Raw genomic sequence first — 13,007 nt, forward strand, 5'->3', positions numbered from 1 at the left:
TGATCGGATCGATTTTGCGATGATTCGCTAAATTGCCCACTCCCACAGACCAAGCCCCGGAGCCAGCCTCTATGCCAGGGAGGGCACGTAAGCTCGTCATCACGGAACGGCAGCAGGCGTTCCTGCAGACCATGACCCGTTCCGGCACTTGTCCCCAAGCCGTGGCCCAGCGGGCGCGGATGATCCTCCTGGCGTTTGACGGCCTCTCTAATGAGGACATCGCCGAGCAGATCGGATGCGAACGCCACACGATCGGTCCCTGGCGGCATCGTTGGGCCGATGCCTTCCAGCGGGTAGCCGCCGATCGTCCCGAGTAAGCGGAAAGCGAACCGTCGCATAGGTCATCCTTGTCGCGACGGCTTGTCACACCCGCCGCGCATACCAGGCGCGGATGAGGCCTGTCTGGAGGAATTGGACCGGCGACTCGAAACCTCCGGCCGAGATGATCTCGACAACCTCAACTGGAGGCAGCAATGCCACGTCGCGGTCGTGCGCCGCACGCATCTTCTCGATGGCCTCGGGGGTGAGTACCCCGTCCTGCATCATCCGGAACCAGGCCCCGCGCAAGCTTTCGTATGCAGCCGGGCTTGCCTCGGATGACAGGTCCGCGTTCACCAGGACTCCACCAGGGCGGAGCCGTTCGGCGATCCCGCGGAAGAAGCCGGTGCGTGCCTCCCGGTCGAGGATGAACTGAGACACGAGGAGCGATGTGGCCGCGTCGAAGGCGTCACCCCGCCGGAGCGACTCGAGATAGCCCTCGTGGAATTCGCAGCGATTGGCGATCCCACGCTCCTCGGCCTTCCTTCGGCAGACGTCTAGCATCGGCGCCGAGGGCTCGACCGCAACGAATCGCCAGGCCGGGAACCGCTCGGCGAGGTAGATCAGCTCCGGACCCGTCCCTGCGCCGACGCAGAGGATTCGCGCATCGTCACCTAGGTCAGAGAGCACGGCCCCGATGAGCAGGTGCAGGGCTTCCCTGAGCGGGGCGATCTTCGACCATTGCTGGTCGTAGCCCGAGGCGCACTTTTCGTCGAAGACCTTCTGTAGTTCTTCCCGTTCCATGTGTCTTTCTGGTAAGGAGTCGTCTGTTGCCTCTCATCATCGTCGAACGTCCCGGGGCTGGCAATCTGCCCGGGCGAGGCCAACCTTCGGATATGGCCGTCGACAAAGTGCCAGGGGGCCTACTTGATCACTGCGGGCAGTTCTTTGCCCTTGGGGTAGAACTTCATCGATACAGAGTTCACGCAGTGCCGCGTGTTCTTCTTCGTGAGAGCTTCCCCCACGAAAACGTGCCCGAGGTGGCCGCCGCAGTTCCGGCAGAGGATCTCGGTGCGCTCGCCGTCGCTGTCGGAGACCTTCTCGACCGCTCCTTTGATCTCGTCGTCGAAGCTGGGCCATCCGCAGTCGCTGGCGAATTTATCGTCAGAGCGATAGAGCGGAGCGTTGCAGCGGCGGCAGACGTAGGTTCCGGGATCTTTGAGGTCGGTGTACTCGCCTCTGAACGGCATCTCCGTCCCCTTCCCGAGGATGACCTGAGCCTCCTCGGGCGAGAGGGGGTTGAACTTGGAATCTTGCTTATCGGGCATTGCGTGCACTCCGGCAGGGTGAACTGCAAGCGACTCATCCGTGTTGGAGCGTGTTCCGCATCCAGCAACAAACAAACATATTGGCATGCAACACCATAGGATCCGAGCGGACATGAAATAACTCCTGATTGGCGTCTCGTGTAATCTCCAGCATTGTACCGAGTCGGCAAACTGATGTGCGGGGCGATCCGGGCTGATGTTCCCCGGCATGGGGCTCCTCGAGAAGGGACATGACGGGATCGATAAGGCGCTGACGCTCGACCCGGCGCCCCAGGCAAGTTCACCGCCGAACGAATGTTGCGTGGGTCATCGACGAGTCAGTCAACTCAATGAACAAGGCGACTTCGCCCCTCTTGGCGAATTCGCTCGAGCAGACGGCTCAACTGCTCGACCTCTTCCAGATGACTCGAGGCGAGATTGTTGGTCTCTGCCGGGTCGACGGCGAGGTCGAAGAGTTCGACAGCAGACGCAGAGGGCCCGTTTTTTTTCTTCTTCGCGACCGCAGCCTTCTTGGTTGCCACGGGGCCTCCCTGGCCATTGGCCTGTCGCGAGATCAGTTTCCATTTCCCCTGGCGGAGCGAGAGGCCGCCCCCTTGCTCCACGAGATGGTCACGGCCCACGGGCGAAGTGCCCAGCAGAGCGGGCAAGACGTCGAAGCTGTCAGGGCCTGCCTCCTGGGGCAGGTTGCGTTTGGTCAGGGCGGCGAACGTCGCGAGCAGGTCGATCTGGCAGATCAACGCATCAGAAATCCCCGGCTTGATCTTTGCTGGCCAGCACGCGATCAAGGGGACGCGCGTGCCCCCTTCATAGGGAGAGTATTTGCCGCCGCGAAGTGGACCGGCGGGGCGGTGCCCGTTAAGCATCGGCTCCGCGTCATCAGCGTAGCCGTCGTCAACGACCGGGCCGTTATCGCTCGAGAAGAGGACGAGCGTGTTGTCAGCCAGTTTCAGGCGGTCGAGGGTCGCGAGCACTTCGCCAACGCACCAGTCGAGTTCTTCGATCACGTCGCCGCGAACCCCACAGCCGCTCTTGCCGGCGAATCGAGGGTGCGGCACGCGTGGGACGTGGACGTCGTGGGTGGCGAAGTAGAGGAAGAAAGGGTGCGCCTGGTTTCGGTCGATGAACGCCGTGGCCTCGCGGGTCAGGACGTCGGCCATGTCCTCATCGACCCAGCGGGCCGCCTTGCCGCCGGCCATGTAGCCGATCCGGCTGATCCCGTTGACGATCGTATTATCGTGCCCGTGACTTAACTTTATCTTGAGTTGATCGGGGTTCAAACGCCCGGTCGGATCGTCACCGACGGGCTGCAAGTAATCCACCCGGATCGGATCCTTCGGGTCGAGGCCGACCACGCGGCGGTCCTTCACATAGACGCAAGGAACGCGGTCTCCCGTCGCCGGCAGGATGAACGAGGAGTCGAACCCAACCTCGAGCGGCCCAGGCCGGATCTCGCTGTTCCAATCGATCGGGCCCTCACCGAGCCCCAGGTGCCACTTGCCGACGCACCCGGTCGTGTATCCGGCCTGCTTCAACATGGCAGGCACAGTGATCCGGCCCGGCTTGATGATCAGCGAGGCATCACCCGGGAGGATGTTCGTCCCCTTCTGCCGCCAGGCATACTCCCCGGTCAACAGCGCGTACCGCGACGGCGTGCAGGTGGCCGCGGACGCGTGGGCATCGGTGAATCGAAGCCCACGTGCGGCCAGTCGATCGAGATTCGGGGTCTTGACCTGGGTGGCACCATAGCAGCCGAGGTCGCCATAGCCCAGGTCATCGGCATAGATAACGACGATGTTCGGTGAAACATCGTCGGCCCCGCTCACGGTCGTTCCCCAGAGGGCGAGAACCAAGGCCGTGGCTGTCGAAAATCGTGAGCGCATTGAGGTCGGTTCCATGAGTCGTGAGGAGTCAAGCCGCCGCGCGATCAATGGGCCAGGCAACAGGCCGGTTCGACGAAGACGTCGGAGCTCATCCCGCGGAGTGGCCGCTTGGCCTCAGCCGCCCGGTCATAGACGAGCTTGCCGCCGAGCAGGACATGCGACACGTGCGACGCGTACTCGAACGGGTCGCCATCGAAGAGGACCATGTCGGCCACCTTGCCCGGCTCCAGGCTACCGTATTCGGCGTCGACCTTGAGGATCTTGGCCGCGTCGAGAGTGACAGCCTTCAGAGCACGCTCGTAGCCGAGGCCGTTCGCCATCGCGACGGCCGCTTCGTAGAGCGGGATGCGGGTCTTGGGGACGTACCCCTCGTAGGCCGACGTGATCGCGACAGGGATGCCCTTGTCCGCCAGGAGCGCGGCATTGTTCAGGGTCGTATTGAAGGTCTCGGGGGTACCGGGCCGTTGCATCGTCGGATGAACGAGCACGGGCACCTTGGCCTGGGCGATGGCGTCGGCGAGCAGATAGCCTTCGGTCGCCTGGCTGAGCACAAGATCCAGGGAGAACTCGTCGGCCAGCCGAAGCGCCGTGGCCAGGTCGTCAGCGCGATGGGCGGCAAACACGGCCGGGACCTTCTTCTCGAGCAAGAGTCCGAGTGCCTCATGCTTGAGGTTGTGGTCAGGCTCGGCTCCTTCCTTGGCCGCCGCTCGCTTCTTGCGGTCGTTGACTGCGGCGTTCAGGGCATTCCGGATCAAGGCGGCCGTGCCCATCCGGGTACCTGGGCCCTTCGCGGGGTAAGAGGACTTGGGGACCTCGCCCAGGTTGAAGACAATCGCCGACGGGAAGCGGACCATCATGGCCTCGGCCGTCACGCCGTGGGTCCGGAAGATTCCGGCCTGACCGCCGATGACGTCGACCGGACCGGGCATCGCCTGGATCAGGGTCACGCCATGCCGGAGGGCGAACTCGAGCAACGGTTCGGCCGGGTTGAAGCTATCGAGGATCCGGGCATCGGACTGGTTCGGGTCGCTCTTTTCGTCCTGGTCCTGGTCGGCCGAGATGTTGAGCCGGCCCGAAACCCCCACCACCGTGTGCGTGTCAATCAAGCCGGGGGTCACGACCGCCGCCGAAAGCACCGGAGTTCCTTCGGGAACATCCACCCCTTCAGACTTGCCGGCATACTTGATCTTGCCGTCCTCGACGATGACCAGGCCATCCTCGATCGCAGGGCCGCCGACCGTGTGGAGCCGCCCCGCGCGAATGGCGATAAGCTTCGCATCCGACTTGATCTCCGAGGCACTCTTCACAGCCGAAGGCTTGGCGTCGGCCGGTGGGTCGATCGGAATTGCCGGCTTGGGTCGGTCCGTGGATTCAGGAAGGGCGAAGCCGCCGATGGCGTAGGAGGCCTGGGCCGGGTCGTTGCGGTCGTACCGCTTCTTCCCCTCGATGTAGGTCTGCAAGACCTGCGTGTAAACACGGAACGGCCGCCCCGAGAGGACGAGGAAGTCGGCGTCCTTGCCCGGCTCGATCGATCCGATCTTGCGCTCAAGGTGAAGCATCGTGGCCGGGGTGATCGTCAACGCCCGCAGTGCCGACGCCTCCGACAGTCCACCACGCACAGCCAAGCTCGCCGTCCGCAGCAGGAACCGCGACTCGGTGATGAAGTCATCGGTGTTCACGGCGATCGCGACCCCAGCCTTCTCCAGGATGGCCGCATTCTGCTCGAGGAGGCCGTCGACTTCGGGCTTGCCACCGGGACTGTCGAGGATCGTGAGCGAAACGCCAACCTTCCGTTTGGCCAGTTCATCGGCAACCTTGTAGGCCTCGGTGCCATGCTGAACGACGACCTCGAAACCAAATTCGTCGGCCAGCCGGACGACGGTCATGATGTCGTCGGCCCGATGGGTGTGGAAGTGGACGGTTCGCTTGCGGTCGAGCACTTCGACGAGCGACTCCATCGCCAGGTCGCGCTCGGGCTCCGTGGCCGTCTTGGCCTTCTCCCCTCCCTCCGCCTTGGTCTTGCGATAGGCCTCCCACTTCCGGCGATAGTCCTCCGCTTTGAGAAACTGCTCGCGCTGGAGGGCAGCCGTGCGCATCCGAGTGCCGGGCGCCTGGTTCTTCGAGCCGTAGGCGCGTTTGGGGTTCTCGCCATTGGCCATTTTGAGGCCCCCCTCGGGGGTGCCGGGGGTCACCATCATCGCCGTGATCGGCCCCCCTCGGAGCTTGACGTAGAGGGTCTGGCCGCCGATGACGTTACCGCTGCCGGGCATGATGTTGGCCGTGGTGACACCGCCGGCCAGGGCCATTCGGATCCCCGGATCGTCGGGCCAGATGGCGTCGAGCGCCCGAATGCCACTCTGCACGGGCCCGGTCATCTCGTTGCCGTCGGAGTGCGCCTCGATCCCCGGTTTGGGGTAAATCCCAATATGCGAATGCGTGTCAACCAACCCAGGGATGATGACCTTACCCGCGACGTCCTCGATCTGGGCACCGTTGGGAACGTCGACCTCCCCGCGCTTGCCGATGGCAACGATTTGACCGCCACGCACGACCAGATCGGCGTCGGCGATTTCACCGCCGGCCGCCGTCAATACCGTGGCCCCACGGAAGACCTGGAGCGTCGGCTCGTCGCCGTGCGCAACTTCGTGGAACATGGCAAAGAGCACGAGCAAGAAGGACAACCGGCAATGAATCGTTCGCATCGGGATCCCAGCTCAACGGGGACGGGCGAGAACCCTCGACGGGAGCGTCCTCAAAGTCCTCGACGATACCTGGCCCGCGTAGAGGCCGCAACGGGACCTATCGGCCTCGGCAATGCGACGCGGGGCAGGTTTCCTCAAATTGAAGAGCGGGGCGGGTCGCCCGCGGCCCCAGGGAAAGTCAGAGAAGGGCTTGTGACCTGACTTATTTCGAGAGCGTTCGTGGCGGTTGGCCCGGCACACGGACGGCCACACTCCAGAGGGAACCGCCCGCGGTGACATAGAGGGTTTTCAGATCGTCGCCCCCGAAGGCGCAGTTGGTGCACTCGTCGCGCGGGATGGGAATCCAGGTCAGCAACTGGCCCTCGGGCGAGAAGACATAGATCCCCGCGGTCGGCTGCTCCTGAATTTCGTGCGGTGGGTTCGGCTTGTTGAGGCCCGCCGCGACGAAGAGGCGTCCTTCCGCGTCGAGCTTGATGCCGTCAGGTCCCCGGGTGGTTCCCCAGTCATGGATCAGCTTGCGGCTGGCGGCATCGACAGTGCCGTTGGCCCGAAGGTCGAAGCGCCACAACTTCCGGGCTCCGCCAGCAGTGTTATTGTTATTGTCGGCCACGAAGAGACGGCGGTCATCGGGCGTGACGACCAGGCCGTTCGGTCGATCGACTTCGTGGGTAATGATCCGCGTGACCGCCCCGTCGAGGTCGATCCGATAAACTCCCTCAACCTGACGCCCTTGCGGGTCGACGATCTCCAACGCGCTGCGGTCGCCGTAGCAAGGGTCGGAAAAGTAGATCCGGCCCTGGGAATCAATGGTCAGGTCGTTCGGCTGATTGAACCGCTTCCCCTCGTAACGCTCGGCCAGGACGGTGAGCCGGCCGTCGTCCTCGAGCCGAGTCACGCGGCGGTTCTTGAACTCACAGATGACCAGCCTGCCCTGACGATCGAGCAGCAGTCCGTTCGACCCGGCGTCGCGCCGATAGATCGAAACGCCCCCCTCGCGCGTCCGGCGGTTGATGTGCCCGTCCCCACTGGTGAGCAGCCCGAGCTTCGGGTGCCAGAGCGGGCCCTCGCCGGCCCCCTGCTCCAGAAGCCGTTCCGGCTTCGCGCCCGGATCGAGCACGATCGGGTCACTCGCCGCAAACGTCGGCTCGAACATCAACATTCCCAGTATGGCGAAAAACAGGCAAAGTCGAACATGAAGGCGAGAGATCATCGCGACGGTCTCCATGATTATGCTTGCTGGTAAGCCTGATTTTACCGGCGGATCGCTCCAGCGGAACCACAAAGTGAGATTCGCGCGAACATTCCTGAAAGCCAAACAGAACCTTATTCCTGGAATCGGGGGCCGGTGGATTCTCTTCGCGCGGCCAAGGCCCAATCCCTTCGTCGAAGCCCTTGTCCACCGGTTGCCAGGCATGCTACCTTTTCAATAGCCACCCCGTTCGTGATCGCGTCATTTCCCGGGCCCGGAGTCTCGCCCCGCTGCTCCCCCCCCGCGGTCCGTCACAAATCGCTCGAAGCCCGTAGTATGCCACCGAATGTCCTCGACAGACGCCCTCGACCGTCATTCCTCAACGCTGCGGAATTCTGACGTGAAAGGTGATTTGATCCATGGAATCCTCCTTGTTTCGACTCATCACGACGGGATGTCCAGGATCGTTCTGTCCGGGATTCGTTAGGATCGAGGTTCCCCTCGTTCGACGAGAGCAAACGATCGCAAGCGTCGGGGTCTGGGTATGAGACTGAGCCGCAGGACGATTCTGGTCGTGGCCTTTCCGCTGGCGCTGGCGTTGCTGTCGCTCAACATCATCGTCGCGTTTGCGAGCATCCGCACAATCACCAGTAGGGTCCGCCAATCCATCCGCTCACGGGCGATTCTGAGCGAGGTCGAGGGAATCATCTCCGCGCTCAGTGAGGCTGAGAGCGGCCAGCGCGGTTTCCTCCTGACGGGATCCGACACCTACCTCGAACCTTACGATCGGGCCGTCGGCATTCTCCAAGGTCGACTCGATCGCCTGGAATCGCTCGCGGCAAACGACCCCGATCAGCGACGGCGGGTCAACGACTTGAGCCGCTTGATCGAACTGAAGCGGGAAGAACTCGCACAGACGGTGGCTCTGTTTCGCGCCGGGAACGAGAACGCGGCCATTATGACCGTGAAGAGCGGCCGGGGAAATCGGTTGATGGACCAGGCGCGGCAGGTGGCCTCCGTCGTGCAGGAACAGGAGCGGAGCGTCCTGGCCGGGAACGGGCGGATCTCGCGGCGAGCCATGCGGAGGACCGTGCTCGCGGTCGTGATCGCGACGTTCCTGGCGATGGGGCTCCTGATCCTGGCCCTGATCTTGCGTCGTCGGGAATTGGCCGAGCGAGAACGACGGGCTCAGGCGGTTCGCCGGAGCGAAGCCCGGCTCGTCACCACCTTTCTGAGCATCGGCGACGCCGTTATCTCGACTGATGAGACGGGTTGCATCCAGCTCATGAACCCGGTCGCCGAAGCACTGACCGGCTATTCGCTCAGTGATGCGGTCGGAAGGCCGGTTCAGATGGTCCTCCAACTTGTGAACGAGACGACGAAGCTGCCGTCCGAGAACCCGGTCGCGCGTGTGATCCGCGAAGGGGTGGTGATGGGCCTGGCGAATCATACGCTTTTGATCGCCCGCGACGGCACCAGGATCCCGATCGATGATAGCGCCGCACCGATCCGGGACACCGGCGGCCAGATCATCGGCGTGATCATCGTTTTCCGCGACATCACCGCGCGCAGACGCGATGAGATCGAGCGTGAGCGCTTGCTGAGCGCCGAGCGGATGGCGCTTGCCGAAGCGGAGAATGCCAACCAGGCGAAGGACCAGTTCCTCGCAATCCTCAGCCACGAGTTGCGGACACCGCTCAACCCGATCATGCTCGCGGTCACATCCATGCTCGCGCGACCGATTCCGGCCGAAGACATTGGCCCCACGCTGGAGATGATCCGCGAGAATGTCGTGCTCGAAGCCAGGCTCATCGACGACCTGCTAGACGTAATGCGAATCGCGCGTGGCAAGCTCACACTGCACACCACGGTCGTCGATTGCCACAGCCTGATCCGGCACGCCTTGCAGATCTGCCAGAGCGACGTCCAGGACAAGGAACTCGGCGTGGTGGTCAACCTCGCGGCCCGTCACCATCATGTGAGCGCGGATGCGACCCGGCTCGAACAGGTCTTCTGGAACCTGATCAAGAACGCCGTCAAGTTCACCCCGAGCGGAGGAACCATCGAGATCCGCACCTGGAATGAGCCAGACCCAGTCGTAATGGGTCAAAACTTACTCATGATCGAATTCATCGACACGGGAATCGGCGTCGAACCGAGCGTCCTCCCTTGGATCTTCGACCCCTTCCATCAGGGTGAAGGATCGATCACACGAAGGTTCGGAGGCATGGGACTCGGCCTGGCGATCAGCCAGGGAGTGATCGAAGCGCACGGCGGGGTGCTGACGGCCGAAAGCCTTGGTAAAGACCAGGGGACGACCCTTCGGGTGCAATTGAAGGTGGAGCACAAGCCGGCCCCGCTCGCCAAGTCGCTTCCCCAGCAAGGCCCGCCCCCCCCGGCGTTAAACGCTCCTCAGGCAAGCCTGCGGATCTTCCTGATCGAGGACGAGCCGATGACCCTGATCGTCATGGCCCGACTCTTGCGCCGAATCGGCCACGAGGTGACAACCGCAAGTTCCGTCCAGGAGGCGCTCACGGTCGCCAACGGGCTCGAATTCGACGTGGTCATCAGCGACATCGGGCTGCCGGACGGCAGCGGCCTGGACCTCTTTCGCCAGCTCTCGGCGAATCGTGTGCTCCCCGCCATCGCGCTGACCGGCTTCGGAATGCGGGAGGATATTCGCCAGAGCCGCGAGGCCGGGTTCAGGGCTCATCTGACCAAGCCCATCGACTTTGCGAGGCTCGTGTCCACGATCCGCCAGGTCGTGGGCCGGCCGGCGGACCACAATTAAACCCACAAACACATCAGTTCTCGTACGCTTGCTGTTTTATTTTCTAGAGCCATTTCTCCTTGAAATGCCCACCGCTCTCCAGATCGCACCGCCCGTGATCCACTCGAACGAAAAGTGCCCCAGGAAGTCCTCGCCGTAATGGCCACGAGGCATGATCTACGGAAGGAGCGACCGGAAGAACTGCTGCGCGACAGGAGACGCCGCGCGCATATCCCAGACGTACTCGCCGAGCCCGATTTGTGCCAGGACATAGCGGCCGATGGCGAACTGCCCAATCGCAACCGTCCCGGTGGCCAGTTGGCCCAACCCGAAGATACCCCCGATGGCAAGCTGCCCCACGGCGAGCATCCCGGTCGTGGCCTGCCCAAACCCGACCAGCAATCCCACGGCCAGTTGCCCCACGGCGATGATCCCCAACGAGGCTTGACCAATGGCGACAACCCCTCGGGCCATCCTGCCGATCGCAAGCACCCCCGTCGCGACGATTCGCTTGCCGGTTTCCGGACACTTGCCTCGCGTGTAATGAATGAGCGGCAGGCCAAGCACCCGCTGATACGACACGAATTCCTCAAAGAGCTGCCCGTCGGGATAGACGAATCGCCTCCAGACGCCGAGACGGGTTTCGTCAACCTTGTACTCGACCTTTTCCAAGAGCATATTTCGCATCGATTCCGCGTCCTTTTAAGCCGACTGACCCGAGAGCCGGGATCGTTGCAGGCTTGCGTCTGGAGCTTGCCTCCATTAATACCATACCTAGAATCGCGGTTCACGCCCGTTGAGAGGCATCGCCAATACCGCATTCATGCCAACACCCGGCTCGCCCTCGGGTCGGCTCAAAAGTGGGCGATACACGAACTTTCCGAGGAGAACACGCTCGATGCACAACGACCCGCAATCCGCACCTGCGAACGGCGATTTCACCCGGAGAACGTTCGCGGTCACAACACTGGCCGCCGGCTTTGCCCTGGCGGTGCAGCCGGTCTCGGCCCAGACCATCACGACCGACACCACCGGCTTGGAGGCGGGTGAGGTCAAGATCCCGACGCCCGACGGCGAAATTCCGGGGTATCGGGCCATGCCGGCCAAAGCGGGTCCGTTCCCGGTCATCCTGGTCGTCCAGGAAATCTTCGGCGTCCACGAACACATCAAAGACCTCTGCCGTCGCCTCGCCAAAGTCGGCTACCTGGCGGTTGCCCCCGCCCTTTATGCACGCCAGGGGGACGTCTCAACGATCAAGGACATCTCCGAGATCATTGCCAAGGTCGTCTCCAAGGTCCCCGACGCCCAGGTGCTCTCGGATCTCGATGCGACCGTCGCTTGGGTCAAGGCTTCGGGCAAAGGGGATACGACCAAGCTCGGCGTCACCGGCTTCTGCTGGGGCGGGCGCATCGTTTGGCTCTACGCCGCACACAATCCAAGCCTGAAGGCCGGGGTGGCCTGGTACGGCCGGCTCATCAGTCCGCCGGATGCGCTGCATCCGAAAAACCCGATCGACCTGGCCGGCGAACTCAAAGCCCCAGTGCTCGGCCTCTACGGCGGCGCCGATCAAGGAATCCCGGTCGAAACCGTCGACCAGATGCGTGCCGAGCTCAAGAAGGCGAACAAGACCGCCGAAATCATCGTCTACCCCGACACCCCCCACGGCTTCAACGCCGACTACCGGCCAAGCTACACCAAGGACAAGGCCGAAGACGGGTGGCAGCGCATGCTCGCCTGGTTCAAGCAGTACGGCGTCTCCTGATTGATTCGGTAAGCCGGCCAAGCAAACGCCGTTGGGAGCCACGGCTGTGGCCCCCAACGGCCCGTTCAGGAGAGAAGCAGAAAAGGATCTCTCCTTGCCGTAGAATCCTCACTCAAAACACATCATCACATCACAAATTTTCAACAAATCGTACAACGAAGGTCAAGTTCGCCATGATGTTCCGCAAATCGGTGGCGGCGTTTGCCGCTGTGATCGTCCTGGCGTCGACTCTTGGACTCGCCGGCGCACTGACAGCTCGGCTCGATCGTGAGAAACTTGATCAGGACGTTCGAAAAATCCTCGCCGACCACGGTGGACCGATCCGGGCCGGTCTCTGGATTGGCGGTCCCGTAGGGGAAGCGCTCTATGCGTCCGGTCCCACGGCGATCCTCCCCACGGCCAGCGCCATCAAGACAGCATTCCTGATCGAACTCTTCGCCCGCCACGCCGGTACCCTCGATGACAGTCCGCCGGGCCTCGACCTGATCTTGCAGGACGATCACCCGGCCGTGGCCCATTTCACCCCGGCGCAACGGGACGAGATTCGCGAGGGGCTCAAAGGAGCATCCGTCCGGCGGATCGGTGGCGTCATGATGGGCTCGGTCCCCGCCTCAAACATCGTGTACAACGCCGCTGCCAACGTCGCCACGGCGCTCCTCGGCGGCCCGGAGGGATTGACCCAGGCGATCCATGACCGCGACCCCGCCTTTGCCCCAATCATGGTCCGCCGCTACATGCTGGCCGACCGCCGCGCCAAGGGAGACAACGAGGCGACGCCCACCGCCCTGGCCGCAGTCCTCCAACGCCTGGCCGCGCGGAAGGTCCCCGGCCTCGACGCGGCGACCGTCGAAGCAATCCGCCGCGCCGTACTCGCCCAGGACGAACCCAACCTGGGCCGGCACTTCTGGAAGAACGGCGACCTCGCCAGCGATCCCATCACCCAAGTCGAGAGCGGCTGGTACGAAACGGAGGACCGCACGATCGTCTACACCGTGATGGTCGCGCAACCCGATGCAGGCAGCCAACCCCGCGATGAGGCTCATCATCATCTCGGCGAAACGGCCAAGCGATTGACCGACACCCTGGTCCACTCCGCCCGTGACGAAGCAACCCGCTGA

Annotated in this window: 10 protein-coding genes; 4 read left to right on the forward strand and 6 right to left on the reverse strand. The window is 63.3% G+C overall.

Annotation, left to right across the window (positions count from 1 at the left end; all coding sequences use genetic code 11):
* The first annotated feature begins 71 nt into the window (after positions 1–71).
* Entirely contained in the window at positions 72–317 is a 246-nt protein-coding gene (locus SINAC_RS34870) for a helix-turn-helix domain-containing protein (RefSeq protein ID WP_015250241.1), read from the forward strand.
* Between the two features lie 46 nt (positions 318–363).
* Here the strand turns inward: SINAC_RS34870 and SINAC_RS34875 are convergent, their stop codons facing one another.
* From SINAC_RS34875 to SINAC_RS34895, 5 genes are all read right to left on the reverse strand, one after another.
* Positions 364–1,062, reverse strand: a complete 699-nt coding sequence (locus SINAC_RS34875) for a class I SAM-dependent methyltransferase (protein ID WP_015250242.1) — start codon at positions 1,060–1,062, stop codon at positions 364–366.
* Positions 1,063–1,181: 119 nt separating this feature from the next.
* Positions 1,182–1,586 carry a methionine-R-sulfoxide reductase gene (locus SINAC_RS34880; protein WP_015250243.1) on the reverse strand — a complete coding sequence of 135 codons (405 nt, stop codon included), beginning with the start codon at positions 1,584–1,586 and terminating at the stop codon, positions 1,182–1,184.
* A gap of 326 nt (positions 1,587–1,912) precedes the next feature.
* Positions 1,913–3,466 carry a sulfatase family protein gene (locus tag SINAC_RS34885; RefSeq protein WP_015250244.1) on the reverse strand — a complete coding sequence of 518 codons (1,554 nt, stop codon included), beginning with the start codon at positions 3,464–3,466 and terminating at the stop codon, positions 1,913–1,915.
* A 44-nt stretch (positions 3,467–3,510) separates the two neighbouring features.
* The gene (locus SINAC_RS34890; RefSeq protein WP_015250245.1) at positions 3,511–6,168 is read right to left on the reverse strand and encodes an amidohydrolase family protein; all 2,658 of its coding nucleotides are present in this window, start codon (positions 6,166–6,168) and stop codon (positions 3,511–3,513) included.
* 202 nt (positions 6,169–6,370) lie between these two features.
* Positions 6,371–7,378, reverse strand: a complete 1,008-nt coding sequence (locus SINAC_RS34895) for an SMP-30/gluconolactonase/LRE family protein (protein ID WP_015250246.1) — start codon at positions 7,376–7,378, stop codon at positions 6,371–6,373.
* A 523-nt stretch (positions 7,379–7,901) separates the two neighbouring features.
* Here SINAC_RS34895 and SINAC_RS34900 point away from each other — a divergent pair.
* A complete protein-coding gene (locus SINAC_RS34900) occupies positions 7,902–10,148 on the forward strand; it encodes a CHASE3 domain-containing protein (RefSeq protein WP_020466576.1) in 2,247 nt (748 codons plus the stop codon).
* 156 nt (positions 10,149–10,304) lie between these two features.
* Here the strand turns inward: SINAC_RS34900 and SINAC_RS34905 are convergent, their stop codons facing one another.
* The gene (locus SINAC_RS34905; protein WP_015250248.1) at positions 10,305–10,814 is read right to left on the reverse strand and encodes a hypothetical protein; all 510 of its coding nucleotides are present in this window, start codon (positions 10,812–10,814) and stop codon (positions 10,305–10,307) included.
* A gap of 211 nt (positions 10,815–11,025) precedes the next feature.
* On the opposite strand from SINAC_RS34905, the gene SINAC_RS34910 reads away from it, so the two are divergent.
* On the forward strand, positions 11,026–11,889 hold the full coding sequence (locus SINAC_RS34910) for a dienelactone hydrolase family protein (RefSeq protein WP_015250249.1): 864 nt from the start codon (positions 11,026–11,028) through the stop codon (positions 11,887–11,889).
* Between the two features lie 173 nt (positions 11,890–12,062).
* Entirely contained in the window at positions 12,063–13,007 is a 945-nt protein-coding gene (locus tag SINAC_RS34915; RefSeq protein WP_015250250.1) for a serine hydrolase, read from the forward strand.

The sequence above is a fragment of the Singulisphaera acidiphila DSM 18658 genome, from assembly GCF_000242455.2.
Lineage (GTDB): Bacteria > Planctomycetota > Planctomycetia > Isosphaerales > Isosphaeraceae > Singulisphaera > Singulisphaera acidiphila.

Bases quoted from the DNA above. Each gene is read 5' to 3' on its own strand.
- SINAC_RS34900 (WP_020466576.1), top strand. From the start codon at position 7,902: ATGAGACTGAGCCGCAGGACGATTCTGGTCGTGGCCTTTCCGCTGGCG.
- SINAC_RS34875 (WP_015250242.1), bottom strand. From the start codon at position 1,062: ATGGAACGGGAAGAACTACAGAAGGTCTTCGACGAAAAGTGCGCCTCG.
- SINAC_RS34895 (WP_015250246.1), bottom strand. From the start codon at position 7,378: ATGATCTCTCGCCTTCATGTTCGACTTTGCCTGTTTTTCGCCATACTG.
- SINAC_RS34905 (WP_015250248.1), bottom strand. From the start codon at position 10,814: ATGCGAAATATGCTCTTGGAAAAGGTCGAGTACAAGGTTGACGAAACC.
- SINAC_RS34915 (WP_015250250.1), top strand. From the start codon at position 12,063: ATGATGTTCCGCAAATCGGTGGCGGCGTTTGCCGCTGTGATCGTCCTG.
- SINAC_RS34870 (WP_015250241.1), top strand. From the start codon at position 72: ATGCCAGGGAGGGCACGTAAGCTCGTCATCACGGAACGGCAGCAGGCG.
- SINAC_RS34890 (WP_015250245.1), bottom strand. From the start codon at position 6,168: ATGCGAACGATTCATTGCCGGTTGTCCTTCTTGCTCGTGCTCTTTGCC.
- SINAC_RS34910 (WP_015250249.1), top strand. From the start codon at position 11,026: ATGCACAACGACCCGCAATCCGCACCTGCGAACGGCGATTTCACCCGG.
- SINAC_RS34880 (WP_015250243.1), bottom strand. From the start codon at position 1,586: ATGCCCGATAAGCAAGATTCCAAGTTCAACCCCCTCTCGCCCGAGGAG.
- SINAC_RS34885 (WP_015250244.1), bottom strand. From the start codon at position 3,466: ATGCGCTCACGATTTTCGACAGCCACGGCCTTGGTTCTCGCCCTCTGG.